The organism is Streptomyces sp. NBC_00988 (genome assembly GCF_045162645.1).
Classification (GTDB): Bacteria; Actinomycetota; Actinomycetes; order Streptomycetales; family Streptomycetaceae; genus Streptomyces.
In genome coordinates this window covers 6,085,147-6,103,855 of the sequence record NZ_CP108730.1, presented here as the reverse complement: position 1 = coordinate 6,103,855, position 18,709 = coordinate 6,085,147, and the positions used below count along the sequence as shown (strand labels likewise).

Annotated in this window: 14 protein-coding genes and 3 tRNA genes; 8 read left to right on the top strand and 9 right to left on the bottom strand. The window is 71.2% G+C overall.

All coding sequences use genetic code 11. The annotated features are described in order from the left end of the window. Positions 1-89 precede the first annotated feature (89 nt). The 5 genes from OG496_RS27870 to OG496_RS27850 all read left to right on the top strand — a co-directional run bounded on the left by OG496_RS27870 (position 90) and on the right by OG496_RS27850 (position 8,949). Complete coding sequence (locus tag OG496_RS27870; protein ID WP_405972825.1) at positions 90-2,369, top strand: DNA polymerase III subunit gamma and tau; 2,280 nt, start codon at positions 90-92, stop codon at positions 2,367-2,369. Between the two features lie 333 nt (positions 2,370-2,702). Then, positions 2,703-3,956, top strand: a complete 1,254-nt coding sequence (gene purD / locus OG496_RS27865) for a phosphoribosylamine--glycine ligase (protein WP_405972824.1) — start codon at positions 2,703-2,705, stop codon at positions 3,954-3,956. Positions 3,957-4,292: 336 nt separating this feature from the next. Beyond that, entirely contained in the window at positions 4,293-6,215 is a 1,923-nt protein-coding gene (locus OG496_RS27860; protein WP_405976718.1) for a hypothetical protein, read from the top strand. A gap of 232 nt (positions 6,216-6,447) precedes the next feature. Next, entirely contained in the window at positions 6,448-7,959 is a 1,512-nt protein-coding gene (locus tag OG496_RS27855) for a N,N-dimethylformamidase beta subunit family domain-containing protein (RefSeq protein WP_405972823.1), read from the top strand. A gap of 90 nt (positions 7,960-8,049) precedes the next feature. Then, positions 8,050-8,949 carry a phosphoribosylaminoimidazolesuccinocarboxamide synthase gene (locus OG496_RS27850; RefSeq protein ID WP_405972822.1) on the top strand — a complete coding sequence of 300 codons (900 nt, stop codon included), beginning with the start codon at positions 8,050-8,052 and terminating at the stop codon, positions 8,947-8,949. Between the two features lie 45 nt (positions 8,950-8,994). Here OG496_RS27850 and OG496_RS27845 read toward each other — a convergent pair. From OG496_RS27845 to OG496_RS27810, 8 genes are all read right to left on the bottom strand, one after another. After that, a tRNA-Gly gene (locus OG496_RS27845) sits at positions 8,995-9,067 on the bottom strand. A gap of 23 nt (positions 9,068-9,090) precedes the next feature. After that, positions 9,091-9,708: a response regulator transcription factor gene (locus tag OG496_RS27840; protein WP_366497736.1), complete on the bottom strand. Its 618-nt coding sequence runs from the start codon at positions 9,706-9,708 to the stop codon at positions 9,091-9,093. Continuing rightward, entirely contained in the window at positions 9,705-10,997 is a 1,293-nt protein-coding gene (locus tag OG496_RS27835) for a sensor histidine kinase (protein ID WP_405972821.1), read from the bottom strand. The genes OG496_RS27840 and OG496_RS27835 overlap by 4 nt, the downstream gene beginning before the upstream one ends. Before the next feature lie 29 nt (positions 10,998-11,026). Further along, the gene (locus tag OG496_RS27830) at positions 11,027-11,824 is read right to left on the bottom strand and encodes an ABC transporter permease (RefSeq protein WP_405972820.1); all 798 of its coding nucleotides are present in this window, start codon (positions 11,822-11,824) and stop codon (positions 11,027-11,029) included. Next, positions 11,821-12,759: an ABC transporter ATP-binding protein gene (locus tag OG496_RS27825; RefSeq protein WP_405972819.1), complete on the bottom strand. Its 939-nt coding sequence runs from the start codon at positions 12,757-12,759 to the stop codon at positions 11,821-11,823. Before OG496_RS27825 ends, OG496_RS27830 begins: the two co-directional genes overlap by 4 nt. Before the next feature lie 152 nt (positions 12,760-12,911). After that, a tRNA-Gly gene (locus tag OG496_RS27820) sits at positions 12,912-12,987 on the bottom strand. An 83-nt stretch (positions 12,988-13,070) separates the two neighbouring features. After that, a tRNA-Gly gene (locus OG496_RS27815) sits at positions 13,071-13,142 on the bottom strand. A gap of 139 nt (positions 13,143-13,281) precedes the next feature. Then, complete coding sequence (locus OG496_RS27810) at positions 13,282-13,599, bottom strand: Lsr2 family protein (protein WP_019073805.1); 318 nt, start codon at positions 13,597-13,599, stop codon at positions 13,282-13,284. Between the two features lie 382 nt (positions 13,600-13,981). Between OG496_RS27810 and purS the strand changes: the two genes are divergently transcribed. Genes purS through purL form a run of 3 tightly spaced genes read left to right on the top strand, consistent with a single transcriptional unit; the run spans position 13,982 to position 17,177 of the window. Continuing rightward, positions 13,982-14,245, top strand: a complete 264-nt coding sequence (gene purS, locus OG496_RS27805; protein ID WP_015659417.1) for a phosphoribosylformylglycinamidine synthase subunit PurS — start codon at positions 13,982-13,984, stop codon at positions 14,243-14,245. After that, positions 14,242-14,922 (top strand): phosphoribosylformylglycinamidine synthase subunit PurQ, encoded by a 681-nt coding sequence (gene purQ / locus OG496_RS27800; RefSeq protein ID WP_327402949.1) that lies wholly within the window; start codon positions 14,242-14,244, stop codon positions 14,920-14,922. Before purS ends, purQ begins: the two co-directional genes overlap by 4 nt. Beyond that, a complete protein-coding gene (gene purL, locus OG496_RS27795; RefSeq protein ID WP_405972818.1) occupies positions 14,919-17,177 on the top strand; it encodes a phosphoribosylformylglycinamidine synthase subunit PurL in 2,259 nt (752 codons plus the stop codon). Before purQ ends, purL begins: the two co-directional genes overlap by 4 nt. Before the next feature lie 82 nt (positions 17,178-17,259). Here purL and OG496_RS27790 read toward each other — a convergent pair whose 3' ends face one another. Further along, positions 17,260-18,393, bottom strand: coding sequence for an FAD-dependent oxidoreductase (locus tag OG496_RS27790; RefSeq protein ID WP_405972817.1), 1,134 nt, complete (start codon positions 18,391-18,393; stop codon positions 17,260-17,262). Positions 18,394-18,709 lie beyond the last annotated feature (316 nt).

Sequence of the window (18,709 nt, the reverse complement as noted above, 5' to 3'; positions counted from 1 at the left end):
AGGGGTCGGGGCAGTCGCCCAGGGGTCGGGACGGTCGCCGGACTCACAGGCGGGCCCGGTTGTCAGTGGGCGCCTATAACCTCGTACGCGTGTCGTCTCTCGCGCTGTACCGCCGTTATCGCCCGGAGTCGTTCGCCGAGGTCATCGGGCAGGAACATGTCACCGACCCGTTGCAGCAGGCGCTGCGGAACAACCGGGTCAATCACGCGTACCTGTTCAGCGGGCCGCGAGGCTGCGGCAAGACCACGAGCGCGCGCATCCTGGCCCGCTGTCTGAACTGCGAGAAGGGCCCCACCCCGACCCCCTGCGGCGAGTGCCTGTCCTGCACGGACCTCGCGCGCAACGGACCCGGTTCGATCGACGTCATCGAGATCGACGCCGCGTCGCACGGTGGTGTGGACGACGCCCGTGAGCTGCGCGAGAAGGCGTTCTTCGGGCCCGCGAGCAGCCGCTACAAGATCTACATCATCGACGAGGCCCACATGGTCACGTCGGCCGGTTTCAACGCGCTGCTCAAGGTCGTCGAAGAGCCGCCGGAGCACCTCAAGTTCATCTTCGCGACCACCGAACCCGAGAAGGTCATCGGGACGATCCGGTCGCGCACCCATCACTACCCCTTCCGGCTCGTGCCGCCCAGCACCCTGCGCGAGTACCTGGGCCAGGTCTGCGGGCAGGAGAACATCCCGGTCGAGGAGGGCGTCCTGCCCCTCGTCGTGCGCGCCGGCGCCGGTTCCGTGCGTGACTCCATGTCCGTCATGGACCAGTTGCTCGCCGGCGCCAGCACCGACGGTGTGACATACGCCATGGCGACCTCGCTGCTCGGCTACACCGACGCCTCGCTGCTCGACTCCGTCGTCGAGGCCTTCGCCACCGGTGACGGCGCCGCCGCCTTCGAGGTCGTCGACCGCATCATCGACGGTGGCAACGACCCGCGCCGTTTCGTCGCCGACCTGCTGGAGCGCCTCCGCGACCTGGTGATCCTCGCGGCCGTCCCCGACGCCCTCGACAAGGGCCTCATCGACGCCCCCACCGACGTACTCGAACGCATGCAGGCCCAGGCAGGCACCTTCGGCGCCGCCGAACTCAGCCGCGCCGCCGACCTCGTCAACACCGGCCTGACCGAGATGCGCGGCGCCACCTCCCCCCGCCTCCAGCTCGAACTCATCTGCGCCCGCGTCATGCTCCCCGCCGCCTACGGCGACGAGCAGTCGGTCATGGCCCGCCTCGACCGGCTGGAGCGCGGCGTCAACTTCGCGGGCGGCGGTGCCGCGCCCGCCATGGCCTACGTCCCCGGCCCCGACGCCCACCCCCAAGCCCACGCGCAGCCCCCCGCCCAGCAGGCTCACGCCCCGGCTCCCGTCCCCCCGGGCGGTGGTGCCGCCGCCGCGCGCGCAGCCGTACGAGGTCCAGGGGCGCCCGGCACCTCCCCGGCTCCCGTCGCGACCCCGCCCGCGATGCCGGCGGAGCAGCCCCCCGCCCCCGCACCTGCCTACGTCCAGCCCGCGCCGCCCACCCCGGAACCCCAACAGCCGCAGCCCCAAGCACAACCCCAGGCCCCCGCCCCCGGAGCCTGGCCCACCGCCACAGCCGCGGGCAGCGGTCGCCGCCCCGGCGGCTGGCCCACGACGGCACCGGCGGGCGGCGGACAACCCCCGGCCCCCGCCCACAACAGCCCAGCCCCCACCCCCGTACAGGCTTCCGCACCCCAGACCGCGGCTCCCACCCAGGCCGCTGTCCCGCCCCCGGCCGGCGGCCTCGACCCCCGCATGCTCTGGCCGAACATCCTGGAAGTGGTGAAGAACCGCCGCCGTTTCACCTGGATCCTGCTGAGCCAGAACGCGCAGGTCACCGGCTTCGACGGCACGACCCTCCAGATCGGCTTCGTCAACGCCGGTGCGCGGGACAACTTCAACAGCAGCGGCAGCGAGGACGTACTGAAGCAGGCGCTGTCCGAGCAGTTCAACGTCCAGTGGAAGATCGACGCGATCGTGGACCCGTCGGGCGGCGGCACCCCGCCCCCGCAACCGGGCGGTTCCTACGGTGGCGGTGGCGGCGCGACGGGTGGTTACGGCGGTGCGCCGTCCGGTGGCTACGGCGCCCCGGCCCCCGCCACGCCCGCCCCCCGCCCGGCGTCCCCCCAGCCCACGCCCGCACCCGCCCCCACGAACACGCCCAACTCACCCTCGGCACAGGCCCCGGCGCCCGCCCAACCCCCCGCACCCCCGGCCCCCGCCCCCCGCACGGTCTCCGCCGAGGACGACACCCCCGAGGACGACGACCCCGACCTCGACGAGTCAGCCCTCTCCGGCCACGAACTGATCGTCCGGGAACTGGGAGCCACGGTGATCGAAGAGTTCACCAACGAGTAGCCGCCCCGGCTCCCTGCACTCCGCCCCACCCCGATGCCCTCAGGGTCGCGGGGCTGCGTCGACATGCGGCTCCGCCGCGCGGGCGCGCCCAGCCCCGCCCGTTCACCCAGCCCCGCCCCACCCCCGACAGCGGCGACGGCCCAGCCCAGCCCCCTAACCCCGCCCCACACCAATACCCCTAGGGGCGCGGGGAACTGCGCGCCCAGCCCCCACGAACCCGCACCCCGCAACCAACCCAAGCCATCCACCCCCAACCCGTCCACAACCCCGCCCCGCCACCCACCAACCCCCACCCCGACCAACCCCACTCCCACCGTGACCTAGGCTGACCCCGTGAAGGTCCTCGTCATCGGTACCGGTGCCCGCGAACACGCCCTGTGCCATTCCCTGTCCAACGACCCCGACGTCACCGCTCTGCACTGCGCCCCCGGCAACGCCGGCATCGCAGAGGTGGCCGAGCTGCACCAGGTCGACGCCCTCGACGGCGCAGCCGTAGCCGCGCTGGCCACCGAACTCGGTGCCGAGCTCGTCGTGGTCGGCCCGGAGGCACCCCTCGTCGCCGGGGTCGCCGACGCCGTGCGCGAGGCGGGCATCCCGGTCTTCGGCCCCTCCGGGGAGGCCGCGCAGCTGGAGGGCTCCAAGGCCTTCGCCAAGGAAGTGATGGCGGCGGCCGGTGTGCCGACCGCCCGCTCCTATGTCTGCACGACCCCGGAAGAGGTCGACGAGGCTCTCGACGCCTTCGGTGCGCCGTACGTCGTGAAGGACGACGGACTCGCCGCAGGCAAGGGCGTCGTCGTCACCGACGACCTCGAAGCCGCGAAGGCGCACGCCAACGCCTGCGAGCGGGTCGTCATCGAGGAGTTCCTCGACGGCCCCGAGGTGTCGCTCTTCGCGATCACCGACGGCGTCACCGTCGTCCCGCTGCAGCCCGCGCAGGACTTCAAGCGCGCGCTGGACGGCGACGAGGGCCCGAACACCGGCGGCATGGGCGCGTACTCCCCGCTGCCGTGGGCCGACCCGAAGCTGGTGGACGAGGTCATGCAGACCGTCCTCCAGCCGACCGTCGACGAGATGCGCCGCCGCGGCACCCCCTTCTCCGGCCTCCTCTACGCCGGCCTCGCGATCACCAGTCGCGGAGTGCGGGTCATCGAGTTCAACGCCCGCTTCGGCGACCCGGAGACCCAGGTGGTCCTGGCCCGCCTGAAGACCCCGCTGGCCGGCGTCCTGCTCGCCGCCGCCGACGGCACCCTCGACGACCTGGCCCCCCTGCGCTGGAGCGAGGACGCGGCGGTCACCGTCGTCATCGCCTCGCGCAACTACCCCGGCACCCCGCGCACCGGCGACCCGATCACCGGCCTCGACGAGGTCGCGGCGCAGGACGCCCCGCACGCGTACGTGCTGCACGCCGGTACCAGGTACGACGGCGACGACGTCGTCAGCGCCGGCGGCCGCGTCCTCTCCGTCACGGCGACCGGCACCGACCTCACCCAGGCCCGCGAGCGCGCGTACGCGGCCGTGGCCCGCGTCCGCCTCGACGGCTCCCAGCACCGCACGGACATCGCGGCGAAGGCGGCGGCGGGCGAGTAGCCCCAAGCCCTCAAGCGCCTCCGCGCGCCGGTGAACCACACCGATGCACCACACCGGTGGACCGCACCGATAAACCCCACAGGCCCCGAATCCGTCTCACGATTCGGGGCCTGATCCTTGCCCTCTGTCATCCACCTTTCCCCTGAGCCATTCCATCGAGTGACCGATGCCCCAACCGGCTGACGGGGGCCGGGGCCCCAACTATGGTGCGGCGCAAGCGTTCCGGCACTTGGCCCACCGGCATTGCGATGTCAGTGGCGGGTGCCACAGTGGGGGAGTGAGCAACGCCAGCAGAACGGGACAGCACGGAGGGGGCGAGGTCCGGTCGTGACCGGTATGGGTGTGGGTGTGGAGGCGGGCGCGCAGGCGGCGCGTTCCCGGGCCTTGGCCGTGCTGCGGATCCGCAGCCGGGCGCTGGCCGTCGCCCTGTTGCCCGCCGCCGTCGCGGTGATCCTGCTGGCGGGCGGTTCCACCGGCCATCTCGTGGGCCGGGGCTGGGACCTCTCCCGCTGGATCATGGGCGTGGCCGCGGTCGTCGTGCTGCTCGCGGCCAGCGCCATCGCGCTGGTCGTCGCGCGGGCCCGCCCGGCCGTGAGTCCTACGGTCGCGATCGCCGAGGAGTCGGCCCCCGACCTGTACCGCCTGGTGCGCGACCTCGCCGACCGCCTCGACGTCCCCGCACCGTCCGCGATAGCGCTCACCCCGGACTGCGACAGCTGGCTGGAGGACCGCACCCACCCGTCCCACGGCCCGCCCCCGCAGGAGAACCGCGACGAGATCACCGGCGTACGCGGCCTCACCCCGGCGCGTTCCCGTCGTACGGCCGCCTCGCCCGTCCTCGTCATCGGGTCGCCGTTCCTGTGGTGGATGCGGGTGGGCGAGCTGCGCGCGGTGCTCGCGCCGGTCGTCGCCGGTACGGGACCCTCGGCGCACCCGGACATAGCCGCGGCCCGCCGTTTCGTACGGGGTCTGGACGCGGCGGTGGCCGTGACCTCGGCACCGCGCGGTCCCGTGTTCCGTTCGGTGCTCGCCGGTGTCGGCTGGGTCGCCCGGCTGCTGCTGCGCAGTTGCCGGGGGCACGCGGCCGAGATGGAGCGGGGCGTGGCCGCCGCTGCCGCCGAGCGCGCACAGGCTGTGGACTACGGCCTGCGGATCGTCGCGCAGGAACAGGTGGGCCTGGCGTACGCGGGCTGGGACCGGCTGCTGACCCGGGTCGCGCTGCCCGCGTGGCGGATGGGCCGCTGGCCGTCCCGGCTGGACGCGGGCGTTGTCGCGGCGCTCACGGAGCTGTCCCGGCGCGACCGCCTGGCCGAGGGCTTCGCCTCCCGTCTCGGCGAGCGCCCTGCCTGTGACCTGCTCGAAGAGCCCGGCACGATCGACGAGGCGACCTCGCTCCTCGCCGCCCGCCTCTTCCACGGCGGCCCCGCCGAGACCGGTCCCGACTGGGCGCCGGTGAGCTGGCAGGAGTACCCGGAGGAGGTCGTCGACCGCAAATGGCGCACCGACGCGGCCCGCCTCCACCGCGTCCTGGACACCCTCGGCGTCCGCCGCGCCCCCGACCCCACCCCGCCCCACCACGACGCCCCGACCCTGGCCCGAGTGGTGGACCACCTGACGGACCCGACGGCGACGGCAGCGGGCGACGACCGGTACGGGGAGGCCGACGGCGCCCCCGATCCGTACGGGACGGACGCCACCCTCGACGACCCGTCCACCCCCGCACAACTGGAAGCCCCGCACCCGGAGTTGGAGCCGCACCCGGAGTCGGAGCCGGACCTCCACCCGCACCCCCACCCGGAGCCCGAGCCCTACAAGGCGATGGCCGCCGACGACGACGAAGAGCTCGGTGAAGGCTGCTCGCCGCACAGCGCGGCCCTCGCCGCAGGCCTCACCGCGGAGCTGGCGCGCGAGGAGGCCGCGACCCCGCCGACGAGTTCGGCCCCACCCGGGCAGGGGCCCGACACCGGGCTCTGGGACGACACCGCGCTCCCTCTCTTCCCGCTCCAACCCCCGCGCACGGGACGGGAGTTGCTCGCCGATCACGTCACGGCGATGGTGTGCTGCGCCGCGATGGACACCGCCGGCGCGCTACCTGGCCTGGACTGGCTCGACGGTCCGACGCTGCTCGTCAACGGCGAAAGGGCGGCCGATCTCGCCCCGAGGGTGCTCAGCCTCGTCGAGGACGGCGACCCGGCACCCCTGCGCGCATGGCTGATCGACCTCGGCATACGCCCCGAGAAGCCGGTACGGCTCGTCTGACGCCGGGTACGGCTCGTCTGACGCCGAGGCCCCCGGCCGCACAGCCACCACCCACCGGTATCGGAACCCCGTGCTCCACTTTTGGTCAATTGGCAACGACCAGTGACAGAGTGCGTGCTTAATGTGATGTGCTGGGGCCGATCCCGTACGCCGTCCCGTACCTGGCAAAGGCTTACGGCATACGACAGTTGAACGAAGGAACACCACGGGGGCACGAGGGAGGGGAGCGACCATGGGGTCGGAGCAGATCCGCCGCTGGGAGTCCGGAGCGCTGGCGCACGCCGTCACGGACCCCTTCGGGCAGGGCCCCGTCCCCTGGCTCCGGGGCAGCGAGACCTACTTCGACGACACCGGCCACGTCGTCCCCTGGTACGTGGACCCGACCCCGGCCCACGCCCCCCGCGCCTCCGGCGGAAACGCCCCCAAGCTCCCCGCCCCCCGCGCGTCCGGAGGCGGCGGCCCGCGCTCCGCCGACGACGTCCGCCGTCAGATCAAGGGGTTCACCTCCGCGAGCGCGGTCGCGCCCGGCGAGGCGCTCGACTTCCACGTCACGGTCGACCCGCCCCAGGAGTTCGCCGTGGACGTGTACCGCATCGGCCACTACGGCGGTGACGGCGCCGCCAAGATCACCACCAGCCCCCGCCTCTCGGGCATCGTGCAGCCCCCGCCGCTCACCGCCGACCGCACGGTCTCCTGCCACCACTGGTGGCTGTCCTGGCGGCTGCAGATCCCGAGCTACTGGAGCATCGGCGCGTACGTGGCGGTCCTCACCACCGCCGACGGCTACCGCTCGCACATCCCGTTCACGGTCCGCGACAGCCACCCCGCCGACCTGCTTCTCCTCCTGCCGGACATCACGTGGCAGGCCTACAACCTCTACCCGGAGGACGGCCACACCGGCGCGAGCCTCTACCACGCGTGGGACGGCGACGGCCGCCTCCTCGGCGAGTCCGAGGCCGCGACGACGGTCTCCTTCGACCGCCCGTACGCGGGCGCCGGCCTGCCCCTGCACGTGGGCCACGCCTACGACTTCATCCGCTGGGCCGAGCGCTACGGCTACGACCTCGCCTACGCCGACGCCCGCGACCTGCACTCCGGACGCGTAGACCCCACCCGCTACCGGGGGTTGGTCTTCCCGGGCCACGACGAGTACTGGTCGACACAGATGCGCCGTACCGTCGAACGCGCCCGCGACCACGGCACGTCCCTCGTCTTCCTCTCCGCCAACACCATGTACTGGCAAGTGGAGTTGGGGCCGTCCCCGTCCGGGGTCCCCGACCGGCTGCTCACCTGCCGCAAGCGCCGGGGCCCGGGCAAACCGGTGCTGTGGCGTGAAGTCGACCGCCCCGAGCAGCAGTTGGTCGGCATTCAGTACGCGGGCCGGGTGCCCGAGCCGTACCCCCTGATCGTCCGCAACGCCGACCACTGGCTGTGGGAGGCGACCGGCGCCGGCGAGGGCGACCCGGTCGAGGGCCTGGTCGCGGGCGAGGCCGACCGGTACTTCCCGCGCACCCAGCTTCCGCAGCACGAGGAGCGCATCCTGCTCGCCCACTCCCCGTACGCGGACGGCGAGGGCGCCCTCCGCCACCAGGAGACGTCCCTGTACCGGGCGCCGTCCGGCTCCCTCGTCTTCGCCTCCGGCACCTTCGCCTGGTCACCGGCCCTGGACCGCCCCGGCCATGTGGACGCCCGTGTCCAGCGCGCCACGGCCAACCTCCTGGACCGCATCTGCAAGCACGACTGACCTCACGTACAAGGCCTCCTCACCCCCTGTCCGGAGGCGGCCGCGCATACGGGACAATCGAGCCAGTTGGAGAGACCCACTGGAGGAACCGTGTCCGGATTCGTAGAAAAGCCCGAGCCGCTCCAGGTTCCGGGCCTGACGCACCTCCACACCGGCAAGGTGCGCGAGCTCTACCAGAACGAGGCGGGCGACCTCGTGATGGTCGCCAGCGACCGCATCTCCGCGTACGACTGGGTACTGCCGACGGAGATCCCCGACAAGGGCCGCGTCCTCACCCAGCTCTCCCTCTGGTGGTTCGACCAGCTCGCCGACCTGATCCCCAACCACGTCCTCGGCACCGACCTCCCGCCCGGCGCCCCCGCCGACTGGGCGGGCCGCACCCTCATCTGCAAGTCCCTCCAGATGGTCCCGGTGGAGTGCGTGGCCCGCGGCTACCTCACCGGCTCCGGCCTGCTGGAGTACGACGCCTCCCGCACGGTCTGCGGCCTCGCCCTCCCCGAGGGCCTGGTCGACGGCAGCGAACTCCCGGCCCCGATCTTCACCCCGGCGACGAAGGCCGCCGTAGGGGAGCACGACGAGAACGTGTCGTACGAGGAGGTCGCGCGTCAGGTCGGCGCCGACACCGCCGCGCAGCTGCGCCAGGCGACCCTCGCGGTCTACGGCCGCGCCCGGGACGTCGCGCGCGACCGGGGCATCATCCTCGCGGACACGAAGTTCGAGTTCGGCTTCGACGGCGAGACGCTGATCGCGGCCGACGAGGTCCTCACCCCGGACTCGTCCCGTTTCTGGCCGGCCGAGACCTGGGAGCCGGGCCGCGCGCAGCCGTCGTACGACAAGCAGTTCGTGCGCGACTGGCTGACCGGCCCGGAGTCCGGCTGGGACCGCAAGAGCGAGCAGCCGCCGCCGGCGCTTCCGCAGCAGGTGGTGGACGCGACGCGCGGGAAGTACATCGAGGCGTACGAGCGCCTGACCGGCCTGAGCTGGAGCTAGTTGCACGAAAAGACCCCGGTCCAGTGGACCGGGGTCTTGTTCCCGAGCGGACGACCAGGTTCGAACTGGCGACCTCAACCTTGGCAAGGTTGCGCTCTACCAACTGAGCTACGTCCGCGCTGCGCCGTGGCGCGAGAGCAACTATACCCAACCTCGCTCGCGTGCGAGACGCACTGCCGCATGACGGTTCTCGGCCCCGAGTTTCGAGACGGCGGAGGAGAGATAGTTCCGTACGGTCCCCTGCGAGAGCGCGGCCCGTTCGGCGATCTCCGCGACCGGAGCTCCGTCGGCGGCCAGCTCCAGCACCTCGGCCTCGCGGGCGGTCAGCGGTGAGTCCCCGGCGGAGATCGCGTCGGCGGCCAACTCGGGGTCGACATAGCGGTTTCCGGCATGCACGGTACGAATGATCTCGGCAAGCCGCTGCGCGCTGACGGTCTTCGGCACGAACCCCCGCACCCCGGCCGCAAGCGCTCGCTTGAGATGCCCGGGCCGCCCGTGCCCGGTCACGATCAGCACTCGGCACCCCGGCAGCTCGGCCCGCAACGATGTGGCCACCTTCACACCGTCCGCCCCCGGCATCTGAAGATCCAGCACAGCCACATCCGGCACATGAGCCCGAGCCATGGCAAGCGCCTCGGGCCCGGTCGCGGCCTCGGCCACCACCACGAGGTCGTCCTCCAGCCCGAGCAACGCGGCGAGCGCACCCCGGATGAGGTGCTCGTCATCGGCGAGCAGGAGTCTTACGACGGGGGCGGTCACGCGACGGCCCCGGTCACGTCCGGCAACGGCACCGTCGCCACCACCCTGAACCGGTCCTCGCCCACGGTCCCCGCCTCCAGTTCTCCACCCACGGCGGTGAGCCGCTCCCGCAGTCCCACCAGTCCTGACCCGCCGTTCTCCCCGGTGAGCCCCACCGGCCCGGGCCTCTCACCCCCGTCGCCCATCTTCACCCCGTCGTTCTCAACGGTGAGCACAACCCGCCCCTCCGCCACCCGCACCCCCACCACGCACCGCCCCGCATCCCCGTGCCGCAGCACATTGGTCGTCGCCTCGCGGACCACCCACCCGAGCGCCGACTGCACCTCGACCGGCAGTCCCGCCGCGTCGCCGGTCACCTCGCACTCGATGCCGGCGGCGGCCAACACGCCCTGGGCGCCCGCCAGTTCGAGTCTGAGGTCGGCCTCGCGGTAGCCCCGTACGACATCGCGTACCTCCCGCTGGGACTCCCGGGCGATCCGCTGGACCTCGATCATCTGCTCCACGGCCTCGGCGCGCCCGCGCCGGGCGAGCTGCACAGCCAGCTCGCTCTTCAGCGCGATCACCGACAGGTTGCGGCCCATGACGTCGTGCAGGTCGCGCCCGAACCGGAGTCGTTCCTCGGCGACGGCGAGGCGGGCCCGGGTCTCGCGGGCCTCGTCGAGTTCGTAGACGGCGTCGAGGAGCCAGACGGAGAACGCGGCGGTGAAGGCGAGGCCGCCGCCGGCGAACAGGACGGCCAGCCCGGTGCCGAGCGCGGCCGGCGCGGCCACCCCCAGCGGGAGTTGCGCGACCATCGCCCCGCCGACCGCACCCGTCACCACCGCGAGCACCTGCCGCCGGCCGCGCACCCCGAGCGTCAACGTCCCGGCGCCGAAGCTCAGCACCCCCACGAAGAGCGTGCTCGCGGCGGCCCGCACCTGGTCGTCACCGGGACCCCGTTCCCGCAGGACGAGCGCGGCGACGGCGATCAGCACGGTCACCGACCCGAGGAACCACAGCAGCCGGAGGGGCTGCGCGCGCCGGTCACGCGTCCAGTCGAGCGCCCGGGAGGCGGTCGCCGAGCAGATCAGCGCGTGCACGGTGACGACCGCCGCCATCCAGGTCGCGGTACCCACCCCGACCTGCGCGAACAGCGGCAGACCGATCGCGGCGACCTCGATCACGGCGAAGAAGTGGAAGGACCAGCGGGTGTACGTCTCGACCTTCCCGGGCGTGCTCTTCCGCCCCCACCAGCCGCCGGATCCGACCGTGTCCCTACCTGCCGCGCCCGATCCTCCAGGTGCCCGCATCTCCTGGTGCTCCCCGTGCTCCCGGTACCTCAGCGCCGCGGCTCCCACCGGAACCACCGCCGTACAGCAAACACCGCGAGGACGGTCCAGGCCAGCGCGGTCAGGACGGCGCCGAGCGCGTCGTAGCCGGACAGGCCGCCGTTCCAGCCGCCGCTGATCAGCCGGATCGCGGGGGACAGCGGAAGGAATTGGCAGGCGTCCGCGACCCGGTCGGGCAGGAGCTGCAGCGGGATGATGATCCCGGACCCGAGCATGGACGCGAACAGCACCGGCAGCGCGGTCACCTGCGCGCTCTCCGCCGTCCTGGTCACCGTCGCCGTGAGGGCGGCCAGCGCGGCGGACAGGAACAGCCCGAACAGCAGCCCCAGGACGACGAGTTGGGGCATCGCGGGCGCCCCCGCGTCCAGCAGCAGCACGCACGCCACCGCCAGCAGCACGGACTGCACGAACCCGACACACACCGCCGGCAGCGCGGTCCCCGCGAGGATCTCGGAGTCGCCCAGCTCCCCGGTGCGCAACCGCTTGAGGACCAGTTCCTCCCGCCGCGAGACGAAGGCACTCACCAGCGACGAGTACACGGCGAAGAGCAGCGAGAACCCGATCGCGGCCGTGAGCATCACCGCTCCGACCGTCAGCCCCTCGCCCTTGAGATTCATCTGGTCGACGGCCGGCCGCACGCTGAACGGCAGCGCCAACGGCACGAGCAGCGCCGTGACGACCGCACTCCGGTTCCGCCCCAGCAACGCCAACTCGGCCCGCCCGAGCGCCCGTAGCCGCCCGACCGGCGTAGTCGTAGCAGCCGTCGTCGTAGTCGTCACGGCACTCATACCGTCACCTCCTGCTCCCGAGCGATCCCCAGAAACGCCTCTTCCAGCGAAGCCGACCGCACCTCAAGCCGCCGCAATTCGATCCCCGCCCCCTCGGCCCACACCAACAACCCGGTAGTCGCCCGCTGCAACTCCTGCGTCTCCAGCCGTACGACCCTCCCGGCCACCTCGTGCCCGACGACCCCCAGTTCGCCGAGCGGTGGCAGGTCCCCCACGAAATAGCCCGAGGGCAACTCGAACGAGATCCGCGACGGTCGCCCCGCCGTCACCTCGGCGGGCGTCCCGGTGACCGCGATCCGCCCCTCGCTGAGGATCGCGAGCCGGTCGGCGAGCCCCTCCGCCTCCTCCAGGTAGTGCGTGGTCAGCAGCACGGTCGTCCCGCCGTCGCGCAGCGCCCGCACCAACTCCCAGGTGTCCCGGCGCCCTTCGGCGTCGAGCCCGGTCGTCGGCTCGTCGAGGAACAGCACCTCGGGCTCCCCGAGCAGCGCGAGCGCGAGATCGAGCCGCCGCCGTTCACCCCCGGACAACTGCTTCACCCGTACGTCCGCCCGCCGCGCGAGCCCGACCAGCGCGAGCGCCTCCGACTCGGGCCGCGCCCCGCTCGTACAGCCGGCCCACATCCGCGCGGTCTCGGCGACGGTCAGCTCGGACGGAAACCCGCCCTCCTGCAACATCACCCCGGTCCGCGGCCGTACGGCGGCCCGCTCGCTGTAGGGATCGTGGCCGAGGACGCGCACCCGCCCGCCGGACGCCGGCGCGAGCCCCTCAAGAAGTTCGACCGTGGAGGTCTTGCCCGCGCCATTGGTGCCCAGGAGCGCGAAGACCTCCCCGCGCCGCACGGAGAACGTGATCCCCCGCACAGCCTCGAACCCGCCCCCGTACACACGGCGTAGGTCAGTGACCTCAATCACGTGTTCGTGTTCGTTGGTGTCCATGACTTCAGCGTCGCCGCGGCGGGGGTCCGACAGCAGTGCGCGGTGTCATCACTCGGCATGACAAATGTCAGACGGGGACGATCTGCTGACGCGCATCGGGCGATGGATCGGGCATAGCAAAGACCCCGGTCCACTGGACCGGGGTCTTTCGCTGGAGCGGACGACCAGGTTCGAACTGGCGACCTCAACCTTGGCAAGGTTGCGCTCTACCAACTGAGCTACGTCCGCATTGCCTCCGACCAGCTCTCACTGATCGGCGCGAGCACCAGCCTACCCGATCCACAAGAGTGGTCCGAACGGTGATGCTGCAGAGCGGGTGACAGGAATTGCACACTGCGCCTTCCCCCTGGAAGGGGGATGTTCTGCTACTGAACTACACCCGCATGTACTCCGTGAGCTGGGCCTTTCGGCCTCGCCCCTCGGCGTGCTCCGAACTCTAGCTGACCAGGAGGGGTGCAGCGCAAGTCGGTTGCCCCGAGGGGCCGATGACCGGCCGTCGGCCCAGCTTTCACACGGCGTCGGTCACTGCGCGGCGGCGAACGCCTCGTAGACCTTCTTGGGGATGCGTCCGCGCGCCGGCACGTCCATCTTGTTCGCCTGGGCCCAGGCCCGGACGGCCGCCGGGTCGGGGGCGACCTCGGTCTGGCGGTAGGCCTTGCCCGACCTCGACCGCTTGCGGCCTGCGTCCACGTAGGGCGCGAGTGCCTTACGCAGTTTCTTGGCATTGGCTTGATTCAGGTCGATCTCGTACGACTTGCCGTCGAGCCCGAAGGCGATCGTTTCCGCCGCTTCCGAGCCGTCGATGTCGTCAAAGAGAGTGACCACGACCTTCTGCGCCACGAATATCGGTCCCTTCGTGCGACACCTGAAACCGCACTATCCGCGGGGACGCACGGAGACGTCACGGAGGTGCGGAGATGTCGACTGTCCGCCTGTTATTGGGCAAAGTATCGGCTATTGCCAATTCATTTGTACAGTGCCCGGCAATGCAATGTGAAGCCCGACTAAATCTTCCCGCGTGTCTCCGCGCAATAGGGAACCGGGATCGATCCGGGATCTTTCCCTGAACTTTTCGTGAAGACCCCCGCCCGACACCGGATCGTGATGGTCCTCACGTAGATTCCTACAACTCTACTCGCGTAGAAATTTTGTGCAGGTAGTCTGAAGTCACCTGTCGAAGACCCGCAGGAACACGCTCAGCACCACAACACCGGGAGTGCCAGTGGCACGCGTCGTAGTCGACGTCATGCTCAAGCCGGAGATCCTCGACCCCCAGGGCCAGGCGGTCCAGCGTGCGCTGCCACGCCTGGGTTTCGAAGGCATCTCCGACGTACGTCAGGGAAAGCGATTCGAACTGGAAGTTGACGGCCCGGTCGACGAGGCCGCGCTCGCCCGCATCCACGATCTTGCGGAATCCTTCCTCGCCAACACGGTGATCGAGGACTTCACCGTCAAGGTGGAAGAAGTGGCGGAGGCCGCCAAGTGACCGCTCGTATTGGCGTCGTCACTTTCCCCGGCAGCCTCGACGACCGCGACACCCAGCGCGCGATCCGTCTCGCCGGCGCCGAACCGGTAGCCCTCTGGCACAAGGACAAGAACCTCCACCAGGTCGACGCCGTCGTCCTCCCGGGCGGTTTTTCCTACGGCGACTATCTGCGCGCGGGTGCCATCTCCCGTTTCTCGCCGGTGATGGAGACGGTCATCGAGCAGGCGAAGTCGGGACTCCCCGTCCTGGGTATCTGCAACGGCTTCCAGATCCTCACCGAGGCGCACCTCCTCCCCGGCGCGATGCTCGGCAACAACCACCTGCACTTCATCTGCCGTGACCAGAAACTGCGGGTGGAGAACGCGGACACCGCCTGGACCAGCGACTACGTGTCCGGCCAGGAGATCCACATCCCGCTGAAGAACATGGACGGCCGATACGTCGCCGACGAGCACACGCTCGACGAGCTGGAGGCGGAAGGCCGCGTCGTCTTCCGCTACCTGGACGTGAACCCGAACGGCTCGCTGCGCGACATCGCGGGCATCACGAACGCCGCCGGGAACGTCGTAGGCCTCATGCCGCACCCTGAGCACGCCGTCGAGGCGCTCGTCGGGTCCGGCCGCACCGACGGCCTCCCCTTCTTCACCTCGATCCTCAAGAAGCTGGTCAACGCATGAGCCGGACGCCTCTGGACACGGTCGAGCACGCGGCCGAGACCCCCGACGTCGAGCTGCCCTGGGCCGAACTCGGCCTGAAGAAGGACGAGTACGAGCGGGTCGTGGAGATCCTCGGCCGCCGGCCCACCGGCGCCGAGCTCGCCATGTACTCCGTCATGTGGTCCGAGCACTGCAGCTACAAGTCCTCCAAGGTCCACCTCCGCCAGTTCGGCGAGAAGGCCCCGCAGTCCGACGCCCTGCTCGTGGGCATCGGCGAGAACGCGGGCGTCGTGGACGTCGGCCAGGGCTACGCGGTCACCTTCAAGGTCGAGTCGCACAACCACCCGTCCTACGTCGAGCCCTACCAGGGCGCGGCCACGGGCGTCGGCGGCATCGTGCGCGACATCATCGCGATGGGCGCCCGTCCGGTAGCCGTGGTGGACCCCCTGCGCTTCGGCGCGGCGGACCACCCGGACACCAAGCGCGTCCTCCCGGGCGTCGTCGCGGGCATCGGCGGCTACGGCAACTGCCTGGGCCTGCCCAACATCGGCGGCGAGGTCGTCTTCGACGCCTGCTACCAGGGCAACCCGCTGGTCAACGCGGGCGCCATCGGCGTCATGCGGCACGAGGACATCCACCTCGCGAAGGCCTCCGGCACGGGCAACAAGGTCATCCTCTACGGCGCCCGCACGGGCGGCGACGGCATCGGCGGCGCGTCGATCCTGGCGAGCGAGACCTTCGACGACGCGAAGCCGTCGAAGCGCCCCGCCGTCCAGGTCGGCGACCCCTTCCAGGAGAAGCTCCTCATCGAGTGCACCCTGGAGGCCTTCAAGGAGAAGCTGGTCGTCGGCATCCAGGACCTGGGCGCGGCCGGACTCTCCTGCGCCACAAGCGAGTTGGCGTCGAACGGTTCCGGCGGCATGACGGTGACCCTCGACGACGTCCCCCTCCGCGACTCGACCCTCTCGCCCGAGGAAATCCTCATGAGCGAGTCGCAGGAGCGGATGTGCGCGGTCGTGGAGCCGTCGAAGGTCGACCGCTTCCTGGAGATCTGCGAGAAGTGGGACGTCATCGCCACGGTCATCGGTGAGGTGACCGACGGCGACCGCCTCGAAATCTTCTGGCACGGCGGCAAGATCGTGGACGTCGACCCGCGCACGGTCGCGCACGACGGCCCGGTCTACGAGCGTCCGTACGCCCGCCCGTCCTGGCAGGACGCGCTCCAGGCGGACGACGCCAACAAGCTTGCCCGGCCCGGGACTTCGGAGGAACTCCGGGACCAGGTCCTGGCGCTGGTGTCGTCCCCGAACCAGGCGTCCAAGAAGTGGATCACGTCGCAGTACGACCACTTCGTGCAGGGCAACACGGTGCTGGCGCAGCCCGAGGACTCGGGCATGATCCGCATCGACGAGGAGACCGGCCTCGGGGTCGCCATCGCGACGGACGGCAACGGCCGGTACGCGAAGCTGGACCCGTACGCGGGCGCGCAGTTGGCGCTCTCGGAGGCCTACCGCAACGTGGCGACGACGGGCGCGAAGCCCCTCGCGGTCTCCGACTGCCTGAACTTCGGTTCGCCCGAGGACCCGGCGGTGATGTGGCAGTTCGCGGAGGCGATCCGTGGACTCGCGGACGCCTGCCAGCAGTTGGGCACGCCGGTGACGGGCGGCAACGTCTCCCTCTACAACCAGACGGGCGACGTGGCGATCCACCCGACCCCGGTGGTCGCGGTGCTGGGCGTCATCGACGACGTGGCACGCCGCACGCCGGTCGCCTTCCAGGAAGAGGGCCAGCTCCTCTACCTGCTCGGCGACACACGTGAGGAGTTCGGGGGTTCGGCCTGGTCGCAGGTCGTCCACGACCACCTCGGCGGCCTGCCCCCGAAGGTCGACCTGGAGCGGGAACGGCTGCTGGCCGAGATCCTGATCTCCGCGTCCCGCGACGGCATGATCGACTCGGCGCACGACCTGTCCGACGGCGGTCTGATCCAAGCGGTAGTGGAATCGGCCCTGTTGGGCGAGAAGGGCGCGCGCCTGATCGTCCCCGACGGCCTCGGCGCGTTCACCTTCCTCTTCTCGGAGTCGGCGGGCCGCGCGGTCGTGGCGATCCCCCGCTCGGAGGAACTCCGCTTCAACGACATGTGCGGCGCCCGGGGCCTCCCGGTTACGCGCATCGGCGTCGTCGACGGCGACTCGGTGGACGTCCAGGGCGAGTTCGCGTTCTCCCTGGAGGAGTTGCGCGAGGCGCACGAGGGCACGATCCCGGCGTTGCTGGCGTAACACCCAAGTACGGAGAGGGCGTTCGTGGAACGGTCACGCCGACCGTCCCACGAACGCTTTCTTGTTACGCGGGCTATGTGGGCTACGCGGTCTGCCCGTCCCGGGCGAAGAAGCCGATCAGGTCCTGTCCGATGGCCTCGTTGGTGGCCACGGCATCGGCTGCGGCCGTGGCGCTACGGGGGAACAGCGTCGTCTCGTACGAGGTGAGCGCGGCCTCGATGTCATCGGGGTGGGCGGCGATGGCCTTGCCGAGTTCGGCGGCATCCTGCATGGCCAGGTTGGCGCCTTCGCCGTCCGGCGGCGAGAGGTGGGCGGCGTCGCCGAGGAGGGTGGCTCCCGGGACCCGGTCCCAACGGTGCCCGATCGGCAGCGAGTTGAGGGGCCGTACGACCGGCGCCGTATCGCTGTCGGTGATCAGGGCGGTGATCTCGGGCGCCCATCCCTCGAACTCCGCGGCGATCCGCGCGGTGGCCGCAGCGGCGTCGGTGAAGTCGATGCCGTCGAACCACTCCTGTGGCTTGGCCAGCGTCACATAGGCGTGCAGCGTCTCGCCGCTCTCGCGGTGCGCCCCGATCCACTTCCCGTTCGCTCCCGAGCCCGGCGGGATCACGAACAGCGAGCCGCCGCCGACCGTCCGCGCGGCGACCGGGTGCCGGGTCTCACTGTCGTACAAGTAGGTCTCGACGAACGACCGGCCGAAATACTCGGGAACGGCATCGGACAGCAACGGCCGCACACGCGACCAGGCCCCGTCGGCCCCGACGAGCAGGCCGGTGACGAGGGCGCCACCGTCCACGAATCCGACTTCATGCAGTCCGTCGCCCAGGGCACGGACACCGCTGACCTTGTGCCCCCACCGCACGGTGCCGGCCGGCAGCGAGTCGAGGAGAAGCTGCCGAAGCTCGCCGCGCTGCACTTCGGGCCGCCCGCCGGTACCGTCGTCGGGCTCGTCGAGCAGGACGGTGCCGTCCCGGTCGAGGACACGGGTGGCCTGCCGGCCCTCCAGGATGATGGCGCGGAACTCGTCCATCAACTCAGCCTCTTTCAAGGCAAGTTGGCCGTTGTAGTCGTGGATGTCGAGCAACCCGCCCTGCAGGCGGGCCATCGGTGAGGCCTCGGCCTCGTAGACCGTGGCCGGGATGCCGTGGACGTGCAGGACGCGGGCAAGGGTCAGTCCGCCGAGTCCGGCGCCGATGATCGTGACGTGCGTGGTCATGACGTTTCCTTCCGTGTCACGGGCCCGCCGGACGCTCCCCCGGCGGGATCACGACCAAGGCTTCAACGCCGCCCCGACAACTCCCCGACGCGCCACCGACAGCTCCGACAGACCCCCGACACGGCGGAAGCTGTAGGCAAAACTAACCACTGTGGCGGGTCGCGAATGGTTAGAAATGCCCCCGGCTTGCAGAGAGGAAGGCTCCGCCGCATCTAAGAACCGTCCGCGCCTCAAGTACGCACATAGTCGGCGCGACGGTCACCGACAACCGAACGCCCCACCCCCTCCCCGGACGTGGGCAACCGCCAGGCCGGCA

Excerpts from the sequence above, each read along its gene's own strand:
- OG496_RS27860 (WP_405976718.1), top strand. The coding sequence starts at position 4,293 with ATGGGTGTGGGTGTGGAGGCGGGCGCGCAGGCGGCGCGTTCCCGGGCC.
- OG496_RS27855 (WP_405972823.1), top strand. The coding sequence starts at position 6,448 with ATGGGGTCGGAGCAGATCCGCCGCTGGGAGTCCGGAGCGCTGGCGCAC.
- OG496_RS27835 (WP_405972821.1), bottom strand. The coding sequence starts at position 10,997 with ATGCGGGCACCTGGAGGATCGGGCGCGGCAGGTAGGGACACGGTCGGA.
- OG496_RS27830 (WP_405972820.1), bottom strand. The coding sequence starts at position 11,824 with ATGAGTGCCGTGACGACTACGACGACGGCTGCTACGACTACGCCGGTC.
- OG496_RS27825 (WP_405972819.1), bottom strand. The coding sequence starts at position 12,759 with ATGGACACCAACGAACACGAACACGTGATTGAGGTCACTGACCTACGC.
- purL (WP_405972818.1), top strand. The coding sequence starts at position 14,919 with ATGAGCCGGACGCCTCTGGACACGGTCGAGCACGCGGCCGAGACCCCC.
- OG496_RS27790 (WP_405972817.1), bottom strand. The coding sequence starts at position 18,393 with ATGACCACGCACGTCACGATCATCGGCGCCGGACTCGGCGGACTGACC.